Annotated in this window: 21 protein-coding genes; 8 read left to right on the forward strand and 13 right to left on the reverse strand. The window is 69.0% G+C overall.

What is annotated here, in order from left to right; genetic code table 11:
* The first annotated feature begins 22 nt into the window (after positions 1–22).
* The 3 genes from QNJ67_08025 to QNJ67_08035 are packed head-to-tail and all read left to right on the forward strand — an operon-like array spanning position 23 to position 3033.
* Positions 23–1351: an aspartate aminotransferase family protein gene (locus QNJ67_08025; protein ID MDJ0608912.1), complete on the forward strand. Its 1329-nt coding sequence runs from the start codon at positions 23–25 to the stop codon at positions 1349–1351.
* A 24-nt stretch (positions 1352–1375) separates the two neighbouring features.
* Entirely contained in the window at positions 1376–2680 is a 1305-nt protein-coding gene (locus QNJ67_08030; GenBank protein MDJ0608913.1) for an aspartate aminotransferase family protein, read from the forward strand.
* Positions 2681–2736: 56 nt separating this feature from the next.
* The gene (locus QNJ67_08035; protein MDJ0608914.1) at positions 2737–3033 is read left to right on the forward strand and encodes a putative quinol monooxygenase; all 297 of its coding nucleotides are present in this window, start codon (positions 2737–2739) and stop codon (positions 3031–3033) included.
* Between the two features lie 56 nt (positions 3034–3089).
* Here the strand turns inward: QNJ67_08035 and QNJ67_08040 are convergent, their stop codons facing one another.
* The gene (locus QNJ67_08040) at positions 3090–3620 is read right to left on the reverse strand and encodes a hypothetical protein (protein ID MDJ0608915.1); all 531 of its coding nucleotides are present in this window, start codon (positions 3618–3620) and stop codon (positions 3090–3092) included.
* A gap of 350 nt (positions 3621–3970) precedes the next feature.
* Here QNJ67_08040 and QNJ67_08045 point away from each other — a divergent pair, with 350 nt between their 5' ends.
* The gene (locus QNJ67_08045; GenBank protein MDJ0608916.1) at positions 3971–4180 is read left to right on the forward strand and encodes a dodecin family protein; all 210 of its coding nucleotides are present in this window, start codon (positions 3971–3973) and stop codon (positions 4178–4180) included.
* A gap of 28 nt (positions 4181–4208) precedes the next feature.
* Here the strand turns inward: QNJ67_08045 and QNJ67_08050 are convergent, their stop codons facing one another.
* A complete protein-coding gene (locus tag QNJ67_08050; protein MDJ0608917.1) occupies positions 4209–4628 on the reverse strand; it encodes a secondary thiamine-phosphate synthase enzyme YjbQ in 420 nt (139 codons plus the stop codon).
* A 118-nt stretch (positions 4629–4746) separates the two neighbouring features.
* On the opposite strand from QNJ67_08050, the gene hpt reads away from it, so the two are divergent.
* Positions 4747–5301, forward strand: coding sequence for a hypoxanthine phosphoribosyltransferase (gene hpt, locus QNJ67_08055; GenBank protein ID MDJ0608918.1), 555 nt, complete (start codon positions 4747–4749; stop codon positions 5299–5301).
* A gap of 8 nt (positions 5302–5309) precedes the next feature.
* On the opposite strand, the gene QNJ67_08060 is transcribed toward hpt, so the two are convergent.
* Positions 5310–7175 (reverse strand): adenylate/guanylate cyclase domain-containing protein, encoded by a 1866-nt coding sequence (locus QNJ67_08060; protein ID MDJ0608919.1) that lies wholly within the window; start codon positions 7173–7175, stop codon positions 5310–5312.
* Positions 7176–7346: 171 nt separating this feature from the next.
* Between QNJ67_08060 and QNJ67_08065 the strand changes: the two genes are divergently transcribed.
* A complete protein-coding gene (locus QNJ67_08065; GenBank protein MDJ0608920.1) occupies positions 7347–8291 on the forward strand; it encodes a DMT family transporter in 945 nt (314 codons plus the stop codon).
* On the opposite strand, the gene QNJ67_08070 is transcribed toward QNJ67_08065, so the two are convergent.
* The 7 genes from QNJ67_08070 to QNJ67_08100 form a co-directional block, all read right to left on the reverse strand.
* Positions 8248–9525: an MFS transporter gene (locus QNJ67_08070; GenBank protein MDJ0608921.1), complete on the reverse strand. Its 1278-nt coding sequence runs from the start codon at positions 9523–9525 to the stop codon at positions 8248–8250. The genes QNJ67_08065 and QNJ67_08070 overlap by 44 nt on opposite strands.
* 190 nt (positions 9526–9715) lie before the next feature.
* Positions 9716–10234, reverse strand: a complete 519-nt coding sequence (locus tag QNJ67_08075) for a PAS domain-containing protein (protein MDJ0608922.1) — start codon at positions 10232–10234, stop codon at positions 9716–9718.
* Between the two features lie 262 nt (positions 10235–10496).
* Complete coding sequence (locus tag QNJ67_08080; protein ID MDJ0608923.1) at positions 10497–11684, reverse strand: VWA domain-containing protein; 1188 nt, start codon at positions 11682–11684, stop codon at positions 10497–10499.
* Positions 11674–13920, reverse strand: a complete 2247-nt coding sequence (locus QNJ67_08085; protein MDJ0608924.1) for a DUF5682 family protein — start codon at positions 13918–13920, stop codon at positions 11674–11676. The genes QNJ67_08080 and QNJ67_08085 overlap by 11 nt, the downstream gene beginning before the upstream one ends.
* A 4-nt stretch (positions 13921–13924) precedes the next feature.
* Entirely contained in the window at positions 13925–15004 is a 1080-nt protein-coding gene (locus tag QNJ67_08090) for an AAA family ATPase (GenBank protein MDJ0608925.1), read from the reverse strand.
* Positions 14997–16433, reverse strand: coding sequence for a DUF5691 domain-containing protein (locus QNJ67_08095; protein ID MDJ0608926.1), 1437 nt, complete (start codon positions 16431–16433; stop codon positions 14997–14999). The genes QNJ67_08090 and QNJ67_08095 overlap by 8 nt, the downstream gene beginning before the upstream one ends.
* Before the next feature lies 1 nt (position 16434).
* Entirely contained in the window at positions 16435–17826 is a 1392-nt protein-coding gene (locus QNJ67_08100) for an SWIM zinc finger family protein (protein MDJ0608927.1), read from the reverse strand.
* Between the two features lie 397 nt (positions 17827–18223).
* Here QNJ67_08100 and QNJ67_08105 point away from each other — a divergent pair, with 397 nt between their 5' ends.
* Complete coding sequence (locus QNJ67_08105) at positions 18224–19558, forward strand: arylsulfotransferase family protein (GenBank protein MDJ0608928.1); 1335 nt, start codon at positions 18224–18226, stop codon at positions 19556–19558.
* A 24-nt stretch (positions 19559–19582) separates the two neighbouring features.
* On the opposite strand, the gene QNJ67_08110 is transcribed toward QNJ67_08105, so the two are convergent.
* Genes QNJ67_08110 through QNJ67_08120 form a run of 3 tightly spaced genes read right to left on the reverse strand, consistent with a single transcriptional unit; the run spans position 19583 to position 21310 of the window.
* A complete protein-coding gene (locus QNJ67_08110; GenBank protein MDJ0608929.1) occupies positions 19583–20656 on the reverse strand; it encodes a sulfotransferase in 1074 nt (357 codons plus the stop codon).
* The gene (locus QNJ67_08115; GenBank protein MDJ0608930.1) at positions 20644–21033 is read right to left on the reverse strand and encodes a hypothetical protein; all 390 of its coding nucleotides are present in this window, start codon (positions 21031–21033) and stop codon (positions 20644–20646) included. Before QNJ67_08115 ends, QNJ67_08110 begins: the two co-directional genes overlap by 13 nt.
* Positions 21034–21061: 28 nt before the next feature.
* On the reverse strand, positions 21062–21310 hold the full coding sequence (locus QNJ67_08120) for a hypothetical protein (GenBank protein ID MDJ0608931.1): 249 nt from the start codon (positions 21308–21310) through the stop codon (positions 21062–21064).
* 324 nt (positions 21311–21634) lie between these two features.
* Between QNJ67_08120 and QNJ67_08125 the strand changes: the two genes are divergently transcribed.
* Positions 21635–22744: an efflux RND transporter periplasmic adaptor subunit gene (locus QNJ67_08125; GenBank protein MDJ0608932.1), complete on the forward strand. Its 1110-nt coding sequence runs from the start codon at positions 21635–21637 to the stop codon at positions 22742–22744.
* The last annotated feature ends 7 nt before the right edge of the window (positions 22745–22751 follow it).

Below are 22751 nucleotides of genomic sequence, written 5' to 3' on the forward strand. Positions count from 1 at the left end.
GCCAGGGAAAGAGGCGCTCGCGATGCACGACCGGCAGGAGCCCGTCAGCTTCTTTAGCACCGAAGGCCTGCCCATGGTCGCCTGGGGCAAGGGCAGCTACGTCCACGACCGCAGCGGCAAGCGCTACATCGACGGGTCCTGCGGCCCCTCGGTCTTCGCCCTGGGGCACGGCAACGAAGAGGTCAACGAGGCGATCAAGGCCCAGCTCGACCGGATCGCCCACGGCTACCGCTACACCTTCACCAGCGAGCCGCTGGAAGAGCTGCAGGCGATCCTGGCCGAGCGCTGCGGCGGCGACCTGAAGCATTCGGTCATCGTCTGCGACGGCTCGGAGGCGGTCGAATCCAGCCTCAAGATCGCGCTGCAGTACCAGCAGTCGATCGGCGAACGGCGGCGCCAGCGCTTCATCGCCCGCCAGCGCTCCTGGCACGGCAACACCCTGGGCGCCCTCTCGGTCTCCGGCTTCGCCCAGCGGCGCGCGCCCTTCGAAGGGGCTCTGATCCCGGCCTCCTTCGTCTCCGCCGCCAACGCCTATCGGCCGCCGCCCGGCGTCGCGCCCGAAGAGATCCCGGTCTACTGCGCAGACGAGCTGGAGCGCGAGATCCTTCGTCAGGGCCCGGAGCGGGTCTGCGCGTTCATCTTCGAGCCTGTGGTCGGCGCCGCCGGCGGCGCGGTGCCGGCGCCGCCGGGCTACGCCGCGGCCATGCGCGCGGTCTGCGACCGCCACGGCGTGCTGATGATCGCCGACGAGGTCATGTGCGGCGTCGGCCGCACGGGGTTCTGGCGCGCCCTCGAGGAGGACGGCGTCGAGCCCGACATCATGGCGGTGGCCAAGGGCCTGGGCGCCGGGTTCCTGCCCCTGGGCGCCGCGATCTACCGGGACGCGCTGCACGGCGCGATCATGGCGGCCTTCGGCGAGGTCATGACCGGCCACACCTTCGCCGGCCACACCACCGCCTGCGCCGCCGGGGTTGCGGTCCAGCGGATCATCGAGCGCGAGCGGCTGGTGGAGCGGGTCGCCGCCGAGGGCCCCTGGCTGCGCGCCGCGCTCGAGCGGGAACTGGGCCAGCATCCCCACGTCGGCGACGTGCGGGGCCGCGGCTACTTCCTCGGCATCGAGTTCGTCGCCGACCGCGAAAGCAAGGCGCCTTTCGACCCCGAGCGCCAGGTCTTCGCCCGGATCCGCGCCCAGGCCATGGAGAACGGCTTGATCTGCTATCCCGTCGGCGGCAACGTCGACGGGCGACGGGGCGACATCGCGATTCTCTCGCCGCCCTACAACGCGACCCGGGGCGAGCTGGAGGAGATCGTCACGCTGTTCGCCGAGACCTGCCGCCAGGTCCTGGCCTGACCCCGGCACAGAGGGGAGAAGACCATGAGAAACCTGACCCTGGAGATGGCTCTGGACGAGGCGCGCGCGGCCTTCATCGCCCGCAGCCCCGGCAGCCGGGCACAGAACGAGGAGGCCTGCAACTCCATGCCCGGCGGCTCGACCCGCTCGGCGATCTACTATGCGCCCTACCCGATCACGATCGAGCGGGCCGAGGGCGCCTATCTCTGGGACGTCGACGGCAACCGCTACACCGACTTCGTCGGCGAGCTGACCGCCGGCATCTACGGCCACTCCGACCCGGCGATCCGCGCCGCGATCGAGGAGGCGCTCTCGGGCGGCACGGTCCTGGGCGGCCCGAGCCGCTACGAGGCGCTGCTCGCCGCCGAGCTCTGCCGTAGGATCCCCTCGATCGACCTGGTCCGCTTCTGCAATTCGGGCACCGAGGCCAACCTGATGGCCCTCGGCACCGCGCGCAGCGTGACCGGCCGCGACAAGGTCATGGTGTTCGACGGCGGCTACCACGGCGGCGTGCTGAACTTCCCGGTCGGCGCGCCGGTCGCCGTCAACGCGCCTTTCCCCTTCGTCTCGGCGCCCTACAACGACGCCGACGCCGCCCTCGCCGTGATCGAGCGGGAGGCCGCCGACCTGGCCGCCATCCTGGTCGAGCCGATGCAGGGCAGCGCCGGCTGCATTCCCGGCGAGCCGGCCTTTCTCCAGGCCCTGCGCGACGCGGCGGCGCGCCACGGCATCGTGCTGATCTTCGACGAGGTCATGACCTCGCGCCTCTCGCCCGGCGGCCTGCAGGACCAGCTGGGAATCCTCCCGGACATGACCACCCTGGGCAAGTACCTGGGCGGCGGCCTCTCCTCCGGGGCTTTCGGCGGGCGCGCCGAGCTGATGGCGCACTTCGACCCGCGCCGTCCCGGCCACCTGCCCCACGCCGGTACCTTCAACAACAACGTCTGCAGCATGGCCGCCGGGCTGGCCGGCCTGACCCGGGTCCTGACGCCCGAGGCGCTGACCGCCCTCAACCGGCGGGGAGACGCCCTGCGCGAACGCCTGAACAGCCTGGCCGACCAGCAGGACGTGCCGATCCGGGTGACCGGCCTGGGCTCGATCATGAACATCCATTTCGCCGAGGCTTCGCCGCGCGACGCCGGCGAAGCGGCGGCCAGCCACGCCGGCTTGCGCGACCTGCTGCACTTCGACCTGCTCGCCGCCGGCCAGTACATCCACCGCCGCGGCTTCATGGCGCTCTCGCTGCCGCTCGATCAGGCGGATTTCGACGGCCTGGTCAGCGCCCTGGAGAGCTTCGTCGAGAAGCGCCGCCCGCTGCTGCGGGTCTAGGTTCCGGCTCAGCGTCGGGAGAAGCACAGCCCATCACCCCAAGGAGGAAACCCGCCATGTCCGCCATCGCCCTCTCCGTCGAACTCGTGCTGGTCCCCGGCGCCATGGACGGCTTTCTCTCCCGGGTCGCCCAGCACCGCGAGACCGTGCTGGCCAAGGAGCCGGGCTGTCTCGGCTTCGACATCCTGGTCCCCGAGGAGAGCGACAACACCGTCCTGCTGCACGAGGTCTACGCCGACGCGGCGGCGGTGGAGACCCACCTGGGCACGCCCCACATGCAGGCCTACCTGGCCGACACCGGGCCCATGATCGCCCGGCGCCACCGGCGGCGCTGCCGGCTGGCGAACGGATAGTGTAATAATCTCAGAATCTTAGCGCTCTAAATCTGGCCAAATAGCGTACTTTCGGGTCAGCCCGCCAGGTGCGGGCTCTTCTTGATGAAGAGATAGATTGCGCGGAAAATGCTGAAGCCGAGCACCGTCCGGAACAGGAAGACCAGGGACGAGATGAAGAGGTTTTCGCTGTTGTGGGTCACCTCGGTGACGGCGAAGCCGTAGACCTCCATGAAATCCAGCAGCAGAACCTTGTAGATGTTGTCCAGGCAGAACCAGATCACGTCGCGCACCGAGCTCTGCTCCATGTTGACGAACATCGAGCTGTCCAGCTGGTTGAGCAGATAGCAGAGGCTGCAGAAGGAAATCACCACGACCACCGGCTCGAAGATCGTGTGCTTGACCTCGATGTAGCGCGCCATCTCGACGAACTGCTTGGTCTTGGGCGAGATCACGCTGATGATGGTGAAGTAGCAGGACACGACGAAGATGCAGGAGGTGATGACCAGCGCGATGGTCATCGGCAGCCAGAGGATCGGCGGGACCAGGATCGCCAGGATCGCCACGACGTAGATAGAGAAATCGAGGAGTTTTCGCAGGAACGACATCGACGCGGGGGTGCTCTTGCCAGGGCCTGACCAACCGTTCCGGGAGATCGCCTCGCCCGGCCCGGAACCAAGCCCGAGCAGTGTGTCCAAAAACCGCCAACAAAATCTTGACGCCCCGGCCGGGAACCCTCGTCCGGGTGGCCGTTGTCGTCATTAAGAAGCAATTCTTGCCACGGCGGCGGCAACTTGGCCGCTTTGCGTGCGCGTACACCCGGCCGGCGGCTGGCACGTGTACGTACCCGCGCCTGATCCGGCCGGCTGCGCGCCGCTTTCAATTCCATGCTAGTCTTGGCTCAGGGCCCGGGTCGGCGGCCCCCTTCGCCGGCCGCAAGCATTGGGGAGGAAAGGCCATGGCAGAGAGCGTTTACAAGGTCGTAGAGCTGGTCGGCACCAGCACAGACTCCTGGGAGAAGGCCGCCGCCGCCGCGGTCGAACGGGCCGGGACGAGCCTGCGCGACCTGCGCATCGCCCGGGTTTCCGAACTCGACATGCAGATCGAAGGCGGCAAGGTCGCGGTCTACCGCGCCAAGCTGAAGGTCTCCTTCAAGTACGAAGACTGACCCCGGCGGCCGGCCGTCCCGCCGGGAGCTAGCTCCCGATCAGGTGCAGGACGATTTCGCGGCTGTGCGGCCGCGCCCGGTGTTCAAAGAGATAGATGCCCTGCCAGGTGCCGAGCAGAAGCCTTCCCTCGGCGACGGGAATGGCGAGCTGGGTCTGGGTCAGCGCCGCCTTGATGTGCGCCGGCATGTCGTCCGGCCCCTCGGTGCCGTGGCGGTAGAGCCGCGCGTCTTCGGGCACCAATCGCTTGAAGAAGGCCTCGAGGTCGAACAGCACGTCCGGATCCGCGTTCTCCTGGATCGTCAGTGAGGCCGAGGTATGGCGCAGGAAGAGCGTCAGCAGGCCGTCGCGGACGGGCTGCCTGGCGAGCCAGGCGGCCACCTCGGCGGTGACGTCGAGGAGCCCCTGGCCCCGGGTCTGAAAGCTCAGACGATGCTGTTCCTGCCGCATGCGCTTAAGTGTCCTTCAGATTGCCGGAAGATAGGACGCCGCGGCCTGCGCGCAAAGCGGTTCAGACAGGCGCCCCGCCTGTGCTATCCAGCCGGGGGCGAACGAGGGAGGCAGATTGGTGAAGTCCGGGCAGGAAACTGCGGTCGAAGGCGGCGACCGGATTACCAAGCTCTACGGCGAGGCCGAGATCGCCGACCGGGTCGCGGCGCTGGCCCGCGAGATTGCGGAGGTCGTGCCTCGCGACGTGCTCGTCGTCGGACTGCTCAAGGGCAGTTTCATGTTCGTCGCCGACCTGGTCCGCGCCCTTCATCCCTTGGGCTTATCGCCCAAGATCGAGTTCGTGCGGTTGAGTAGCTACGGCATGGAGAAGAAGAGCTCCGGGTCGGTGCGCCTGATCGGCGCGCTGCCCGGCGATCTCGCCGGCAAGCCTGTCCTCCTGGTCGACGACATCGTCGACACCGGCCGGTCCATGGCCAAGGCGCTCGACCTGCTTTCCGCCGAGGGGGCCGGCAAGGTCTGGACCTGCGCCCTCACTGACAAGCCGAGCCGGCGCGAGATCGACTTCGAGGCGGACTTCGTCGGCTTCACGGTGCCCGACCTCTTCGTGGTCGGCTACGGCATCGACTACGCGGAGAAGCACCGCCACCTGCCCTACATCGGGACGGTCGATTAGAGCGCAGGTCAGGCCTCTTCCAGGAGGCGGAAGACCTCGAGTGGCTCGTCGCGGCCGCGCAGGGTCCGAACGCCCAGGCTGACGAGCGGGAAGCGCCCCCCAAGCTCGGCCGCCGTGTCGGCGCTGATCAGGATTGTCACGGCAGCGCCTTCGGGCGGAAGCGCCCCTTCCGGATCTTCCTTGCCCAGGGCCTCGAGGCGCTGGGCGACGTTCACCGTATCGCCGATCAGCGTGTAGTTGACGCGGCCCGGCGCGCCGATGTTACCGACAATCGCCGGGCCGCTGTGGATTCCGATCCGCAGCCTGACGGGCGGCTCGCCTTCCGCTCTCTCTCGGTTGTCCGCGCCGATCCGCTCGGCGATCTCCAGCGCCGCGCGGCAGGCGCGCAGGGCATGTTCCGGCTCATCCACCGGTGCGCCCCAGAAGGCCATGACGGAATCGCCGATGTACTTGTCGATCGTGCCGCCTTCGGCCTCGATCACTTCGCCCAGGCGCGTGAAGTGGTCGTTCAGGAAACCCGCCAGCTCGACCGGCGTCTGCTTTGCGCTGAGGCCGGTGAACCCGGCGATATCGGTGAACAGCACCGTGACCTGGCGCTGCTCCGAGCGCAGCGCGTCCTCGCCAAGCTGCATCAGGCGCAGAACCAGGGTTCGCGGCACGTAGGTCTCGAACCAACGCAGGCCGGCCAGCATGGCGTTCCAGGCCTGGGCCACGTTGTCGAGTTCCCGGAAGACGCTGCGGGGCAGCGGCGTGGACTCGCCCATGTCCAGCCGGCGGATCGATCCCGCGGCCTGTTCGACCCGGGCGATCGGACGCGCGATCGCGCGCGCCAGAAAAATGCACGCGACACAGCCGAGGACCAAGATCGCCAGTCCGACGATCCCCGACACGACGAGATCTCCCAGATAGTCCGAGAGCTCGCTCTCCCGGAAGTAGGTCCCGATGATCCAGGGAGGCTCGCCGAAGCGCTCCAGGGTCTGGAACAGGTAGATGTAGTGTTCCTCCCGCCCACGGACCACGTGGCCCTCGATCCCGCTGCCGGCCAGCAGCTCCGGCATGTCGTCGACCGAGGGCTGCCAGATCGACGATAGGATGACGTCGTTGACCTCGGTCAGGGCCGGCAGGGGCTTCTCCTTGGACACCCCGCGGAATCCGCCGGCCAAGGAAGGATGCGCTAGGACCCGGTCGCGGCCGTAGAGAATGAAGCTGTGGGTGCCGTTGGCCCGGTCGGCCTCATCCAGGAAGCGGGACAGGGATGAGATCGACACGATCGAGAAGACCAGACCGAGCAAGGTCTCGTCCCGAACCACGGGCTCGGCGAGCACGATATGCGGCGTGCCGAAAGGCTCGGGCAGCGTGATCGACCGCCAATCCCGGCCGGTGAGCGCCGCGTAGTCGGTCATGGCGTCGTGGATCTCTCCGCGCTCCTTCCAGTCGCCGGGCAGGAACACGAAGTCGCCGCTTTGTCGGCCGACGCGGAGCACGCTGAAGTCGGGACGGACGAAGACGATTCCGCTGATCTGCTCTCCCGCCGCCAGGGAGCCCAGCATGATGTCAGACAGGCGCGCGTCATCCCAGGGATCGACATCGCCGTCGGCAATCGCGCGGGCCAGGAACTCGGCCTGCTCCTGGGCGTCGTCGAGGTATTCCTCGACCAGGCCGATGACGAGTTCCACCGTGATCGTCGCCTGGGCCCGCAACAGGTCGAAGGTGTTCTTCTGCCCGGTTGAGAGGGAAACCCAGAGACTGCCGAACAGCGCGGCGACCAGCAGGACGAGGAAGCCCAGGGTCAGGGTCGCCGAAAGGCGCAGCCGAAAGCCGCTCGAACTCCCGGAGACGTCCTTCTTGGCTGCTGCCTTTCCTTCGTGAGGCATGACGCGCCTGAAGATCGATGGATTTGCGCGGCCGCACGCTAACACGGGCGCGCGCGCCGGAGTAGGCGCTTACCGGAGATCTGCGAATTTGACACGGCAAGCGTCGCGCCGAGGCTTGCAGGGCGATTGGTTCCGCATTCCCATCGGCAGGATGCATCGAAGCAATGGCCCATGAGCGAGGCGACGGCCACCGCGGGAAGAGACCACCCGGCCTATCGGCGCGGGCTCGCCCTGGTGCTGCTGGCCGGGACCCTCTGGTCAACGGTGGGCATCGTGGTGCGCCTGATGGAAGGCGCAACCGAGTGGCAGATCCTGTTCTACCGCTCGCTCGGACTGACGCTGTTTCTTTCCCTGGCGCTCACCCTGAAGAGCCGTGGCCGGCCTCTCGCGGTCTTCCGGCGCGCCGGCCCGACCGCGGTCTTCGGCGGTCTCAGCCTGGTCCTGGCCTTCGGCGGCTCGATCGTCTCCCTGGTCAACACGACCGTGGCCAACGCCATGTTCCTCTTCGCCTCCGCGCCCTTCCTGGCAGCCGTCCTCGGCCGCCTGGTCCTGGGCGAGAGCGTGCGCCGGGCCACCTGGATTGCGCTGGCCTTCGCGCTGGCGGGGGTCGGGATCATGGTCGTCGACGGCTTCGCCCTGGGGCACGGCTTCGGCAACCTGGCGGCGCTGGTATCGGCGCTCGGCTTCGCCCTCTTCACCGTGACCCTGCGCTGGCCGCGCGGCGGCCGGAGCGGCGCCGACGGTGACGACCAGCGGCTGGCCGCGGTCTGGTACGGCGGCCTCTTCATGACGCTGGTGGCCGCGCTGATGTGCCTGGCGCAGGGCCGGGGCTTCGCGGTCTCGGGCCACGACGCGATCCTGGCGCTCGGCCTCGGCGTGGTCCAGCTCGGCCTGGGGCTCTCGATCTATACGATCGGCGCCCGCTCGGTGCCGGCCGTGGAGCTGGCGCTTCTGTCCATGACCGAGGTCCTGTTCGGTCCGATCTGGGTCTGGCTCTTCCTCGGCGAGGAGGCGGGCGCCATGACGCTCGCCGGCGGCGCGCTGCTGCTCGGCGCGCTGGCCGGCAACGCGCTCAGCGGCCTGCGGCGGCGCCCGCCGCCGATCGGCCCGCTCTGAGCGCCGCCGGCGGCACCACGCCCGCCCCCGCCGGCGCCCGGTCGCGCCCCAGCCGGGGGTGCAGCCGGACCGAGGCGGCGGCCAGCCCCAACGCGGTAAGGCCCGCCGTCACGAAGACCACCGGCAGCTCGAAGAACCGCAGCAGAAGGGCGAAGGCGCCCGGCGGCGCGATGTCGGCCGCGTCGCGGTAGGTCGAGTAGACGGCGGTCATCTCGGCCCGCTCGCGCGGCCGCACCGCCAGCATGAAGACCACGTTGCCGGCGGCGTCGACCGCCACCATGCCGAAGGCGCCGCAGACTAGCAGCGCCGCGCCGAGCCAGGGGTACTCCCAGGCCGGCACCAGGGCCAGGGTCAGCGCGCCACAGAGCGCGTAGCCCAGGATGAAGATCCTCCGGATGCCGAGGCCGCGCAGCACACGGCCGAACAGCGGCATGAGGAAAAGAAAGGCCGTGCCGCAGGAAACGATGGCGCCGCCGGCGACCGCGCCGAGCCCGGTCTCGACCGCGTAGATCGGGACGTAAATGAAAAATATGACCCACCAGATGTTGCGCCCCGTCGAGAGCACCCAGGCGAGCGCCAGGCGCGGCTGGGCGAAGAAGCGCCCGAGATAGCGCAGCGGCGAGGGCGTCGGTCCTGCCTTCTGGGTCACTGCGGGATCGTCGGTCAGGCGCAGGAACCAGAAATAGCCGAGCGTCGCCAGGGCCGTCGCGGCGGCCAGCGCGTAGGGCGACCAGGGATGCAGGCGTTCGGCCAGATAGACGCCCAGGAAGGGCCCGAGGCTCCAGGCGCCGGCGGAATAGAGGATCCTGAGGGGCTCCGACCGGCTGAAGTCCCGCCGGGCGATGAAATCCATGATGTAGAGGGTGAAGCAGATCATCACGGCGACCGTGCCGAGCGCCCGCAGCATCACGCCGCTGATGAAAACCTCGAGCGTCCCAGCCGCAGCCAAGGCGGATCCGGCGGCCAACAGAATCACGCCCGCCGAATAGACCCAGCGCCGCGCCGTGCGCCGCACCACCAGCGGCACCATGAGGCCGCCGACCAGCGCGACCAGGCTGGCGGCGAAGAACAGGCTGCTGACCCCCTGGGCGTCGCCCACCAGGCGGAGCGCCTCCAGCGGGATCACCGTCGCGATCACTGCCCGGGAGAGCGACTCGAGGGCGAAGAGGGTGGCGAAGGATTCGGCCCCGGGCGACCCGAGGCGTCTTAGGAAAATGGGCAGTCGGTGCTGCATGGGGCCTCGCGCTGACGAGAAGGCCTCTCCCCAAGCGCGACGTTACGCCCAAGCCGCCATGTTCCCGGCACGATTTATCTTCGTGCCCGCCATCGGGTTTTTCGATTTGAGATTGGCCGCCGGCAACGAGACCCTTACGCTCGGTGGCCGAGCGCCAAACGCTGTTCCAGCAGATCATGTAACGCGGCGCTCAGGCGTCTCTCCCGCGCCGCACGGAGTAGACCAGGATCTGGCTGACCGTCTCGCCGTCTTCCGACAAGGGCAGGAAGATCGTGCACTCGTCGGACCATTTCCCATCGGGCGTGGTGTACTCGAGCGGATCGTAGAGGAAGCTGCGCCCGCGCCGGACCGTTTCGTAGCAGGCGATCACGTCCTCGCGGCTCGGCCCGAAGAAGCCCTCCTCGACCTGCTTGCCGGTCGGGTCGTGGCCGCGCAGATCGACCTCCCCAGTGCCCACCACGCGATACCGGAAGCGAGCGGGCCCCCTCTTCCCCTCGCCTTCGACATCCACCAGCAGGATGCCGGGCAATTGCCTCTTGAAGTCTCCCGGATCGATGTCCGCGCGCTTCGGCATGCGGCGTTCGCCGCGCCTCGAATCCCAGTACTGAAAAAGTTGGGCCACACTCGCCGGACAATCGCGGAGAAAGTCCTGGCTGGTGGTCCGCCGCGCCCCCGCCCCCCTCTTCTCGGAAGAGGTGCGTTCGATCATGCCCGAGTAATCCCGGTTTCAAGGAACTGCCTCTAGGAGTGGCAGTTCCGACAGTATTCATAGCACAACCTCGAATCGAAGGGAAACCGCGTCATCCTACCGTGATGCGCGGCACTCGGAAGACTCCGCGCTCGCTTAACATCCAATTCTTCAGGCATGGCTCGTCGAAAGCCATGATCTGGGGGGCTTTTCCCGCCTCGGCTCGACACTCTCGCGCTTCACTTCAGGGCAGGACTCCGTCCTTCAGGCCGAGGCGCTGCGGCTACTCCCGACCGCCGGAGTCCCCTGCTCTGATCAGCTTGATGTCCTCCTTGGCCGCCCAGGCGTGGATGTCATCGCGTCGCAGCGCGCAGGCCATAAGGTCGGGAAACTGGTCGGGCGTGCAGCCGAAGACCGGCGCGCCCAGGGCGGCGATCTCGCCAGCCAACCCGGGATCGTAGGAGGGCTGACCCGTGTCGGTCAGGGCGAGCAGCACCACCACGTTGACCCCCATGCCGATCAGGCGGGCGATCCGGGCGACCAGCTCCCTCGCGTTGCCGCCCTCGTAGAGGTCGGTGATCAGCACCAGGTGCGACTTGGTCGGCCGCTCGATCTTGTTCTCGCAGTAGGCCACCGCCTGGTTGATGTCGGTCCCGCCGCCGAGCTGGACGCCGAACAGGACCTCGACCGGATCGGCGAGTTCCTCGGTCAGGTCGACGATGGCCGTATCGAAGCAGACCAGCTTGGTCTGGACCACGGGCAGCGAGGCCATGACGGCGGCGAAGATCGAGGCGTAGACCACGGAGGTCGCCATGGAGCCCGATTGGTCGACGCAGAGCACCACCTCGTCCAGGTCGACGATCCGGCGCTGCTGACGCATGAACCCGACCAGCCGCTCGGGGACGATGGTCTCGTGCTCGGGCTGGTAGTGGCGCAGGTTGGCGCGGATCGTGCGCGGCCAGTCGATGTCGTTGAAGCGCGGCCGGAAAGTGCGCCGCGAGCGGTCGATCGCACCGCGGATCGCCTCGGCGGTGCGCCGCTCCAGCCGCTCGATCAGCTCGGCGACCACCTTGGCGATGACCTCCCGCGCGGTCTCTTTGGTCTTCTCCGGCATGACGCCGCGCAGCGAGACGAGATCGGCGACCAGATTGACGTCGGCCTCGACCGCCGCCAGGAACTCCGGCTCGACCAGCATCTGCCGGAGGCCGAGGCGGTCGAAGGCGTCCTTCTGCACGACCTGGACCACCGGCGCCGGGAAGAACTCGCGCACGTCGCCCATCCAGCGGGCGACGCTGGGCGCCGAGCGGCCAAGCCCGCCGCGCTTGTCCTTGCCGTTGCCCTTGCCGTCGCCCGGGCCCGCGCCGTAGAGAGCGCTCAGGCAGTTGGAGAGCCGCTGGTCCCGCTCTGAGAGCGCCTCTTCCTCGCCCCCCAGGGCGAGGCGCCAGCGGCGCTGCTGTTCCTCATCGGCCATCGGCGGCCTCCGCGTTCAGGATCTCGGTGAGCTTGGCAAGGTGGCGCGGCCAGACCTCGGCGGCGTCCGGCGCCGCGGCCAGGCCGGGCAAGGCGCGTATCGCGCGCCCGAAGAGCGCGTCCAGCAGGTGCCGCCGCTCGCTCCCGTCGAGGCCGGAGAAAACCCGGCGGAACAGCGGCAGGTACTGAATGAAGGCGTCCTCGTCGAGGCTCATCAGCCAGGTGTCGACACAGTCGCGCAGGCCCTTGTCGTGGATCAGGCGCTGGCCGGCGCCCTCGAAGAAGCCATCGAAGAAGGCGGCGGCCCCGGCCACCGCCGAGCCGGGCGAGAGCATGCGCCCCAGGAGGCCGACCGCCTCTTCCGGCGCGATCTCCTCCGCCTCGTAGAGCAAACGGCCCGCAGTCCCCGCGACCAATCGCGCCGCTTGGTCGTCGCCGAGCAGCGTCTTGAGCGCCCGCGTCCACTGTTCCAGGTCTTCGCCCTCAAGCTCGGCCAAGCGGATCGCGGCATCCGCGGCCCGCACGCAGTCGCGCAGGCTGGACGCGGCATCGGCGTCCAGATTGCGCGCGGCATAGGGCAAGGCGATGGCGCCCTGAACCGCGATGCGCCGCAGGAGGTCGCCCAGCGACGCCGTGTCCCGCGCCCGAGCCTCACCGTAGCGCAGGATATCGGCCATGGGCGGCACGGCGGTCAGGAGCTCCACGCCGTCGCTGGTCTGGGCCACGCGCTGGCTCAAGGCCTCGGTGCCCTTGGCGGCGGCCGTCTCCAGCTGGGCGGTGAGTGCCGAGAGCACCAGGTCTGCGAGCGCGCCGAGGTCGGCCGCCCTGTCGAGGTCGGCTTGGACCCGCCCGGCCGCCGCCTGCTCTATGGTCGCGCCGAAGACCAGATTCTCGACCAGGCGGACCGCGAATTCCGGCTCCCAGCGCAGCACCCACCGCTCGCGGAAGGTGCCGCGGCTGCGCCCGACGTCGGAAAGCTTGCCCCAGGGCACGCCGAGCAGGCTAAGGCGGTGCAGCAGAACCGAGCGGAACAGGCCGCTCTCGCTGCGCAGATCGAGCGCGAGCTCGCGCTCCAGGGCCTCGGGCTTGAGCCGGGCGGCCTTCTGCTGGCGCTGCAGGTCCTCGAGCAGCGGTGCCAGGGGCACCGCCTCGGGGATCGCGCCGACCTCGGCGCCGACCAGGAGGTCGCGCGCGATGCTTTCCCAGACCAGGGCCTCGCCGAAGCAGAGACAGGCGATCGCCGCGTCGCACAGCTCCTCGAAACCGGGCGCCGGCCGGCCGCGCAGGGCCGCCAGGCTCTGCCCCAGGCGCTGCGCCTCGATCAGCGAGGCGGTCGAGACCAGGTGTCCGTTCCCGCGCAGCAGGGCGGCGATCTTGCCGAGCCAGCCGGGAACGATGCGCGCCTGATCGCTGTCCCAGATGTGCGCGCACCAGCCCGGCGCCGTAACACCGGCACCGTAGCCGCTGTCGAAGGCCAGCCGCGGCGCGGTCCAGGGCGCCCAGGTCGCCAGGACCTTGCGCTTCTCGGCGCCCTTGAGGAGGGCCTGGTCGTCCTTGGCCGCGTGCCTCTCCTCGAGCGCCGGCACGTGCCAGGCGCCGCAGACCACCGCGACGGGGCCGCTCGCGGCCTTGGCCGACTTGGCGATCTCCAGGCGCATGTGCGCCTCGCGCGCCGCCTCGAAGGCGTCGTCCGGCGGGCGGCCCTCGCGCAGCGCCGCCATGGCATCGGCCACGGCCGCGAAGACCGGGCCCGGCGCGGGATTCTCCTCGATCACGTCGCGCCACCAGCTCTCGCCGTCCTCGTAGCCGGCGGCGTGGGCGAGCGTCCCGATCGGGTCGCGCAGGATCTGCTGGGCCCGATCGGTCGCGGCATCGCCCTCCGGCTCGGCCTCGCCCTCCTCTTCCGGCGGTTTCTTCGGCAGACGCCACCAGGTCGGCAGGTCGATGAAGCGCAGCGGTACGCCGCGGGCGACCGCCCAGCAGACGGCCTGGTATTCCGGCGAGAAGCGGGCGAAGGGCCAGAACACCGCCTGGTCCGGCGCATCGGCCGGGTAGGTCAGGAGCGCGACCGGTGGCACCATCGCCGGATCGGCCAGAAGCGGCAGCAGCTCGGACACGTCCGACGGCCCCTCGATCAGCACCTCGGCGGGCTCGAGCGCGTCGAGCGCCTGCACCAGCTGGCGCGACGAGCCGGGCCCGTGGTGGCGAATGCCGAAAATATGGACGTCGGCGGCCAAGGTCTCAGACCAGATCGGTCATGACGTTGTAGTAGTCGCTATAGTCGCGCCGCTTCTTGAGCACGGTCTCCAGGTACTCCTCGAGGACGACCTTGTCCTGCACCGGGTCCTTGACGATCGCGCCCAGCATGTTGGGCGCGATGCCCTCGGCGCTCAGCTTGCCGCCGTCGAAGAACGCGGCCTGACTGAGGCCGCCGACCATGACGGCGATCGCCTCGGCGGTCGAAAGGTTGCCGGTCGGGGTCTTCAGGGCGACCTTGCCGTCCAGGGTCTCGCCGCCGCGCAGCTCGCGGAAGATCGCGATCACCCGGGCGACCTCCTCGGCCACGTTCTTCGGCGCGGGCAGCTCCAGGGTCGCGGCCATCTCTCCGACCCGCCTGGTGACGATGGCGATCTCCTGGTCCATGTCGTCGGGCAGCGGCAGCACGACCACGTTGAAGCGGCGCTTCAGCGCCGAGGAGAGCTCGTTCACGCCCTTGTCCCGGTTGTTGGCCGTAGCGATCAGGTTGAAGCCGCGCGCGGCATAGACCGAGTCGTTCAATTCGGGGATCGGCAGCATCTTCTCAGACAGCACCGTGATCAGCGTGTCCTGCACGTCGGAGCCCATGCGGGTCAGCTCCTCCATGCGGCAGAGGCTGCCGGACTCCATGGCGCGGAACAGCGGCGTCGGCACCAGGGCTTCGCGGCTCGGCCCCTTGGCCAGGAGCTGGGCGTAGTTCCAGCCGTAGCGGATCTGGTTCTCGTCGGTCCCGGCGGTGCACTGGATCACCAGCGTGGAATCGCCGCTGATCGCGGCGGCCAGGTGTTCCGAGACCCAGGACTTCGCGGTGCCGGGCACGCCGAGCAGGAGCAGCGCCCGGTCGGTCGCCAGGGTCGCCACCGCGGTCTCGATCAGCCGCCGGTCGCCGACGTACTTTGCGCTGATCTCCGCCCCGTTCGGCGCCTTGCCGCCCATCAGGTAGGTCACGACGGCCTGGGGCGACAGTGCCCAGCCGGTCGGCTTGGGCGCGTCGTCGCCAGCCTTCAGGGCTTCCAGGTCGGCGGCATAGGACTGTTCGGCGGGCAGGCGCAGAACCTCAGTCATGGTCGGATCTCCGTTCCAGGGCGGCGTTCAGATGCAGAAGGTCGAGTTGGGGGTCGACGGACATCATGCCGGCAGCCGTCACTTGCTCGAGCAGCTTGGCAGCGGCGGACTGGTCGGCCAGCAGGCCGAGATTGACGAGGCCCTCGGTCAGTAGCGCCTCCTCCTGGCGGCGCTTACCCTGATCGTCGGCCAGCACCTTCTTGAGATTGTCCAGGAAGGCCCGGTGGGCCGGCGCGGCCTCGATCTCCCTTGCCGTCGCAAGACCGAGCCGCTCGCCGGCGCAGGCCACCGAAGCCTCGAAGGTCAGCTCGTCCCTGGTAATGAACTCCGCGGCGACGTCGCGCCGCGCGGTCTCGTCCAGGCGGGCGACCAGCGGCAGGAGGATCAACAGTGAACCGGTAAAGTCGCCGAGCAGGTGATCGAGACAGGGGCGCTGCACCGCGTCTGACCCGGTCTGGGCGACCATGGACACGAATTCAATGGTTGCCTCGGTATCGCGGGTCGGCCTCCAGACCCGGACCAGGTCGAGCTCGCTCATCTCCAGCGCCGCCGCCAGCCCGGACAGTGTCAGGGTGTCGAAGAGCTGCCGTCGCCGGTTCCGCTGGGCGTTGGTCTTGAGCTTCTTTGCACTGACCGTCTTGCCGCGGTCCAGCAGGCCGGAAGAGCCTACCTTGAGAAACTCCGCGAGTTCCACGACGCTCTCGTCGGCGTCCTCGATCCGCCCCAGTCGGGCCAGCAGGCGGGCGGCAAGTTCCTTGACCTTGCCCGAGCGGTCCGCGGCCAGACCCTCCAGGTAGGGCACGTCGATCTCCGACAGCCCGACCGCGAAGAGCTCAACGACGCGCAGCCGCTGGTCGGCCTTCAGTTCCGCTCCCTTGGCGACGATCAGCGCGGCTGCCGCCGACGGATCCTTGACGCGCAGCGCGCGCAGGGCAGCGCGCCGCTCCGCCGGCCACCAGAGGTCCCAGTTCTCCTCGGTCAATTCCTCCTGCGGGCTCTTGGCCTCCTGCGACGTCTGCCAGGCGATCCAGGGGCCATAGACCGCCGGCGTCCCCTCGTCGTTGGCGTCCGGCATCCAATCCGCCGGATGCGCCACGTAGCCGCGCCCGGCCAGAAGCGCGAGAAGGGCGGACATCTGCTCCTTGCTCGGCTTCAGCGAGCCGAGCACACGGCGAAACCGGGCCCGCGCCGGCGCCGGGAGGCAGGGCAAGGACAGGGAAGGCAAGCCCGGACTGGGCGTCAGCTCGGCACTGGGCACGGGGCGGAAACCGATCTGCGAGGCCTGCCCGACGAGAACCACGAGACGCAGCTCGGCATCGCCGTCGGCGCCGACAATCGGCTGCCATTCCGGCGGGACCTGGCCGGCGGCGGCGCCGCCGATCAGCCAGCGCGCCTTGATCCGGGACAGATGGCTCTCGAGATCCTGCACGTCAGCCCTCGAAGGAAAGCCGGCCCCAGTCGCTCTGGCCGGCGAGCAGAGTGAGGCGGGTTCCGGTCCAGATGCCGGCCGCACCGGAAAGGTCCACGCCGAGAGCGACCGTTGGCGCCGCTTCGGCGAGCGGCAGGGTCGCGCCACCCTCGGCGGCGCGCCACCACTGCTGTCCCGAGGGCTCGGAACAGATCCGGCCTGCCGGCAGGAGAAGCGGGGCGCTCAGGCTCCAGGGCGCCGATTCCAGGGCCGCGGCGTAGCCCGCCAGGGGATCGGCGCCGGCCGCGTTGCACCAGGGCTTGGCCGCGCCGTTCGCCGGTTCGCGGCTGACGATGATGGCGCGCAGCGGCGTTGCGGCACGATAGAAGGCGAGCTCCGCCGAGAACTGCTCGCCAGCGGAAAAGGCGCCGCCGCGCCGCCCGGTCGCCGCGGGAAAGAAGTCGAGCAGCAGGGCGAATCGCTGGGGACCCTCGTCCAGGTTGAGCAGCCACGTCGCCTGACTGATCAGGCCGTCGCGCAGGGTGGTCACCTCTTCGCCCAGGACCTCCCAAGTCGCGCTGACCCGGCGCGCCTCGGAGTCCTCGAGAACCTGTTCGCGGGTCTCGCCCGTCGCCACGCTCCGGCGCAGTTCCGGGTCGTCCGGCGCCGCGCGCCAGGCGCGGGCGAGCAGCACCAGTTTTCCCAGCTCGCTGATCGCGGCGTCGGGCCTCTGTTCGGCCGGCAGGGCGAGAAGGCGGGCCGGCATCTCGTCGATCCGGCTGGCCAGGGCGGCCGCCTTGGCGTCGACCAGGCGGGCGGCGATCCGGCGGCAGCGCTCGGTCGACTCCGCGAGGAAGCCGTTCAGCCCGGTCCGGAGCTGATCGGCGATCCACTGCTCCATGTCCTCTGTCGCGGCCAGGATCGAGCGGCGGGTCGCCGCCGCGCGCTTCTCCGCCGCCGCCTTGCGCCGCGCCTCGGCCTTGGGATCGGGCGCCGCCGGCGCCTCGGCCGCGGCGGCCGCGGTCAGGCTCTTGGCCGGACCCGCCTTGGATTCCTTCTTGCTCTCGGGCTTGGCGCCGCCCTTTCGGCGGCGCCCGAGCCAGTCGGTCACCCACTCGGGGATTTCCTCCGGACTGAAGGCGCCGGCCTCCTCGGCGTACATCCACATGAGGGCAAGAACGTGCTTGCAGGGGAACTTGCGCGACGGGCAGGTGCACTTGTAGCCCTGGTCGGAGGTGTCGGCCATCACCCGATAGGGATTGGCGCCCGAGCCCTGGCACTCGCCCCAGATCAGGGCGCCGCCCTCCTCGCGCGCGCGCAGCGGCCACTTGGCCGGCTTCATCAGCTTCGAAGCGGCCTTCAGCGACGGCTGATCCGGCGCCAGCGCCTCGACGGTGGAGAGTGTCAGGCCCATTCGATCGACCGGAGAACCCGGATGAGGAGGTCGCGCAAGAAAATGCCCTGAGCCGATAGTGCCGAAGTTGCGTTACCAAATTGCTTCGCCGGGGAAGGCCATGCGGGCGGGAACACCGGGACGGAAGGCCGGTCTGCCGGGCCTCGATCACGCCCCTGGCCGCGTCGGTCGACGGCACGCGAATGATTTTCTCGCCTTTGTTTAAGGCTTGCTCAACACCCTCGCGCTTCACTCCAGGGCAGGATTCCGTCCTTCAGGCCGAGGCGCTGAAACGGGCCGGCGCGGCGGGCTCAGCCCCTCGTGACCGCCCCTCTCTCGACACCGCCCGCGTGATCGAAGCGCCGACCGGAACCCTCGAGGGACAACCAATCCGCCGGAGGGTGTCTTGCGGAAGAGCATGGAGAAGATAACGTCGCATATCTCGGCGGTTCTGCTCGCGTTCATCGTGTTCTTCGGGGCGGGCATGTACTCGGGCGCCGAGAAGAACTTCGCCTATCAGGCTTACAAGGCCTTGAGCGAGAACCTGGGCCTCGTGCTCTTGGAGGTCGCGGTCTTCGCGCCGGAAGGCGTGCCGACGCACTTTCGTCAGCCGGCCCGCGACGCGGGAAGCGGCGTCACGGTCAACGAAATGTCGGACGACGGCAGCCTCGTTTTCATGTCGGGGTTCTTCGACGGCGGCAACGAACTGCGGCTGATCCGACGCGACGGCACGCCGGTGGCCCGATGGCCGGTCCGCTTCTCGGAGCACTTCCCGGACACCTCGCATCTCAAGTACCCGCCCCAGAGGGATCTCAACACCGATCTCCACGGCGCCTTGCTGCACCCCGACGGATCGGTGGTCTTCAATTACGAGTACAACGGCACCGTCAAGCTGTCGCGCTGCGGCGAGGTGGTTTGGACGCTCGCCCACCCGACGCACCACTCGATCGAGAGATCCGAGAACGGCGGATACTGGATCCCGGGGCGCGCTTTTGTCGGGCCGGAGGAGAGCGCCAAGTTTCCGCCCTTCACCATCGGCGACGAGGACCTCATCCTGAAGGTCTCGGACGACGGCGAGATCCTGCTGCAGAAGTCGATCCCCGAGATCCTCTACGAGAACGGCCTCGAGACGGTCTTGACCGCGTCCGGCATCAATTTTCGCACCGGCCTTGCGTGGGGCAAGGAGCTCGTCCACGCCAACAAGATCGGGGAGCTGCCCCAGGCGATCGCCGACGCCTTCCCGGACTTCGACGCGGGCGACCTGGTGGTCTCGCTTCGGGCCTTCAACCTTGTCTTCGTCGTCGATCCCGACGATTGGAAGATCAAGTGGAACAGCGTCGGGCCCTGGCGTCGGCAGCACGACCCGGAGTTCAACCCGGACGGCACGATCACGGTTTTCAACAACAACGTCTATCGGAACGCCCTGGGCCCGCAAGACCTGGCCCGGCTGGACGTCCCCAGGGACAGCAATATCGTGAGGGTCGACCCCGCGACCGGCGTGTCGGAGGTGGCCTACGGCCAGCGGCCCGGCGAGGAATTCCTGACGGTCATCCGCGGCAAGCACGAAACCCTGCCGGGCGGCGGCTTCCTGATCACCGAGTTCGAAGCGGGGCGCGTGTTCGAGGTCGACGCCGAGCGCAGGATCGTCTGGGAATACATCAACCGCTACGACGAGGACGAGGTTCTCGAGGTCACCGAGGCCCGGGTCTACCCGGCCTCCTTCTTCACGGTGCAGGACTGGCGCTGCCCCTAGAGCGGATGGTGATCAACTCGTGACTCAGAGCATCGCGGGGACCAGCCGCGCGTAGAGCGCCTCGGCCCGGTCCCTGGTCTTGCTGCGGTGCGCCGCGACCTCGGGCGGGACCTCCGGCGCCGGCCGGAAGGCCCGGCCGATCTCAGGCGCGCTGGCCCGGTCCAGACCGAGCAGCTCGCAGAGCTCGCCGCCGACGGCCTCGCCGCGCCGGCAGATGTCCTCGTAGCCCAGCAGGCGGACGCGGTCGAGGCGGCCCGCCACGTGCTCGAAGGCGGCGACCCAGTAGGCCAGCCAGTAGTCGAGATCCGTCGGCTCGAGCCCCCGCGTCAGGCCGTCGAGGCCCTCGAACCGGAAGGGGCGATGCAGGGCGCCGAACTCGTAGTGCCCGATGTCCTCCATGTAGCGCCGCGCGAAGGGGTCCTCTCGGTGCCGCTGCAGGAAGGCGAGGTGCTGCCGGTGCAGGGAGGCGGCGTGGGCCAGGGGCTTGCGCAGGGGAACGAGGATATCCGAATCGGGAAACAGGCCGGGAATGAGGTCGAGCCGCGCGATGTTGCCGTTGTTCTTCGACAGGTAGCGCCCAATCCGCCGCGCGCCGCCACAGCGCAGCGACACGATCTTCCGGAAATGGCGGAGCATGAAGTCCCGGCCCTCGGCCTTGGCATCGCCGCTCGACCAGAGCGCGATCCCCTCGGGACCGTACTTCTCGGGCCAGAAGGTCCGCCAGATGACCTCCTCGAAGGCTTCCGGGCTGTCGTAGCCGATCTCGATGCCGTCCTTGTGGGCCCGCTCGCGCGGTGCCGCCTGCTTGCGGAACCCGCCGCTGAGCCGCGACCACAGGAGCGGGGCGAGCACGAAGGGCATGTCGCGGTAGAGATGGGTCGCCAGCTCGGGCGCCGCGTTGAGCGCGGTGAGCAGGATGGTCGTGCCCGCGCGCGGCAGCGAGGTGATGAAGATCGGCGGCCCCATGTCGACCCGGCCGAGATCCTTCCCGAAAAGGCTGTCTTCGATCTCGGAGGCCGAGAGCTGAACGTTGGGGAACGAGAAGGCGATCTGATGGACCAGCCGGTCGAGCCTGGAGTAGTCGCTCAGCGCGGCCATAAGCGGAGGCTCGCCCAGTACCCGGCGCAGATCGCCACGGTGGCGACGGCGATCACGTCCCAACGCTCCATGAAATCCAGGGTCGCCGTCATGGGCGACAGCCCGATCCAGTCGCACAGCGCGATCGGCACGAAGGCCGCCGCCAGCGCCAGCAGGCTGCGCAGGATCAGGATCGCCGAGAGCGTCAGCAGCCTCAGCGCCGCCGCCTGGACCGCTTGCTCGCGGGCCAGGTCGTCGAGATCGGGCGCGCGCACCGTCGCCGCGGCACCGCGGGCGATCGTGATCGCCTCTCTGGCGACCTGCATGATCCCGGCGAGCCAGAAGACGACCAGGAAGAGGCCGATCGACGCCGCCGCGATGATGGAAAGGACGAGCATTTAACGTCCCGGTAAGATTGACGAGAGCTTAGCTCTGCTGCTGGTCCAGCTGCTGTTCCTCGACCTTCGGCTCCGCACCCTTCCGGTTCCTGAGGAAGCGCTTCACCGGATACCAGACGAAGCCGACGATCAGGAGGAGGAACGCGCCGACCACGGCAACGGCCGTGCCGATGGCGCTGAGCCCTGCGCCGGGGCCGATGTAGGCCTGCGCCGGGAACGCGGCGAGCAGCGCCGCGAACACGATGGACAGGCCGATTGCCGGCTTCCTGAACGTCATCGAACCCTCCGCCACGGTTGACCCGCCACTTTGAAGGAAAATCGTAAAGACGCTGTTATCGATCGGGGCTGCCACGGGGGCTCCCGGCTGGCCGGCGCGGCACAGCTCTGGGTCAGAGGTACAAACAAGGTTCACGGAATTAAGGGATTGCCCCAGGCGATTCCATTCGATCGCGATCTGCTCTAGAGTCACGGCTCGTCTGCCGCCACTGTGACCCAGAGCAAGTTTGTGCGGGACGCCCACGGTGTAGGGTGAACGAGGCTCGGCCCGCCAACGCCGCGCGGCGGGCTGGCCCAGCGACGCGGGAGAGAGAGGGGGGATGGGATGCGCTCGACTGCGATTCGGCTCGGCTTGTGCACGGTGCTCTTGGCTTTCACGGCGGCCTGCGACGAGCAGCCGCCGCCGATCGAGCAGCCCGCACGGCCGATCAGGACCTTTACCGTTACCGAAGTGGCCAGCGGCCAGGTCCGGCGGTTCTCCGCCGTCATCGAGGCCAGCGACTCTTCCAGCCTGAGCTTCCAGATCACCGGCAACGTGCAGAAGGTCGCGGTCAATCAGGGCGATCAGGTGACCGCGGGACAGGTCCTGGCGGTGCTCGACCAGGAGCCCTTCAAATTGAGCGTGCAGGCGGCCCAGGCGGATCTCCAGACGACTCGGGCGAACCTGGCGCAGGCGAAGGCGGAGTACGAGAGGCAGAAGACCCTCTACGAGCAGGGATGGGTCGCGCGCGCCCGTTTCGACAACGCGGAGCGCGACTATCGCGCCACCCTGAGCCGCGTCGACTACGCGGTCGCCAGGCTCAGCCTGGCCGAGAGAGACCTCAGAAACACGACGCTGACCGCCCCCTTCGACGGGTTCATCTCGCTCCGAACGGTCGATGCCTTCGTCGAGGTCCGCGCCGGCCAGGAACTGTTCAGGATCGATGCCGAGGGCGGTTTGGACGCCGCCTTCGGGGTGCCCGAAACGACCATCGCGCAGATCATTCTGGGCATGCCGGCCTCGGTCAAGCTTCCCCAGTTCGCAGAGGCGGTGGAGGCCCTGGTCACCGAGGTCGGCAGCGCCGCGGGCGCCGGCAACACCTTCCCGGTCAACGCGGCATTGATCGAGCCGCCGGCCGGGATGCGCCCCGGCATGTCGGCCGAAGTGACGGTGACCCTGGCGGACGAGGCCGGTGAGACCGGCTACCTGGTCCCGCTCTCGGCCGTCACCCCCGGCGAAGGGCCGGAGCAGGGCTTCGTCTTCGTCTACGAACCCGGGAGCGGAACCGTGCGCCGTACGCCGGTCAAGCCCACGGTCACGCTGGCAAGCAACATGGTCGCCGTGACCGGCGTCGCGGCCGGGGACATCGTGGCCACGGCTGGGGCGAACTTCCTGGTCGACGGTCAGGCTGTCGAACTCATGGCGCCGCCGGCCGGCGGCGGGGCCCCGGGTTAGGGCCCGG

The organism is Kiloniellales bacterium, assembly GCA_030064845.1.
GTDB lineage: Bacteria > Pseudomonadota > Alphaproteobacteria > Kiloniellales > JAKSDN01 > JASJEC01.

Bases quoted from the DNA above. Each gene is read 5' to 3' on its own strand.
- QNJ67_08115 (MDJ0608930.1), bottom strand. From the start codon at position 21,033: ATGCTCGTCCTTTCCATCATCGCGGCGGCGTCGATCGGCCTCTTCCTG.
- QNJ67_08075 (MDJ0608922.1), bottom strand. From the start codon at position 10,234: ATGATCGAACGCACCTCTTCCGAGAAGAGGGGGGCGGGGGCGCGGCGG.
- QNJ67_08070 (MDJ0608921.1), bottom strand. From the start codon at position 9,525: ATGCAGCACCGACTGCCCATTTTCCTAAGACGCCTCGGGTCGCCCGGG.
- QNJ67_08105 (MDJ0608928.1), top strand. From the start codon at position 18,224: ATGGAGAAGATAACGTCGCATATCTCGGCGGTTCTGCTCGCGTTCATC.
- QNJ67_08080 (MDJ0608923.1), bottom strand. From the start codon at position 11,684: ATGGCCGATGAGGAACAGCAGCGCCGCTGGCGCCTCGCCCTGGGGGGC.
- QNJ67_08100 (MDJ0608927.1), bottom strand. From the start codon at position 17,826: ATGGGCCTGACACTCTCCACCGTCGAGGCGCTGGCGCCGGATCAGCCG.
- QNJ67_08090 (MDJ0608925.1), bottom strand. From the start codon at position 15,004: ATGACTGAGGTTCTGCGCCTGCCCGCCGAACAGTCCTATGCCGCCGAC.
- QNJ67_08050 (MDJ0608917.1), bottom strand. From the start codon at position 4,628: ATGCGGCAGGAACAGCATCGTCTGAGCTTTCAGACCCGGGGCCAGGGG.
- QNJ67_08030 (MDJ0608913.1), top strand. From the start codon at position 1,376: ATGAGAAACCTGACCCTGGAGATGGCTCTGGACGAGGCGCGCGCGGCC.
- QNJ67_08025 (MDJ0608912.1), top strand. From the start codon at position 23: ATGCACGACCGGCAGGAGCCCGTCAGCTTCTTTAGCACCGAAGGCCTG.
- QNJ67_08125 (MDJ0608932.1), top strand. From the start codon at position 21,635: ATGCGCTCGACTGCGATTCGGCTCGGCTTGTGCACGGTGCTCTTGGCT.
- QNJ67_08120 (MDJ0608931.1), bottom strand. From the start codon at position 21,310: ATGACGTTCAGGAAGCCGGCAATCGGCCTGTCCATCGTGTTCGCGGCG.
- QNJ67_08040 (MDJ0608915.1), bottom strand. From the start codon at position 3,620: ATGTCGTTCCTGCGAAAACTCCTCGATTTCTCTATCTACGTCGTGGCG.
- QNJ67_08065 (MDJ0608920.1), top strand. From the start codon at position 7,347: ATGAGCGAGGCGACGGCCACCGCGGGAAGAGACCACCCGGCCTATCGG.
- QNJ67_08045 (MDJ0608916.1), top strand. From the start codon at position 3,971: ATGGCAGAGAGCGTTTACAAGGTCGTAGAGCTGGTCGGCACCAGCACA.
- QNJ67_08060 (MDJ0608919.1), bottom strand. From the start codon at position 7,175: ATGCCTCACGAAGGAAAGGCAGCAGCCAAGAAGGACGTCTCCGGGAGT.
- QNJ67_08035 (MDJ0608914.1), top strand. From the start codon at position 2,737: ATGTCCGCCATCGCCCTCTCCGTCGAACTCGTGCTGGTCCCCGGCGCC.
- QNJ67_08110 (MDJ0608929.1), bottom strand. From the start codon at position 20,656: ATGGCCGCGCTGAGCGACTACTCCAGGCTCGACCGGCTGGTCCATCAG.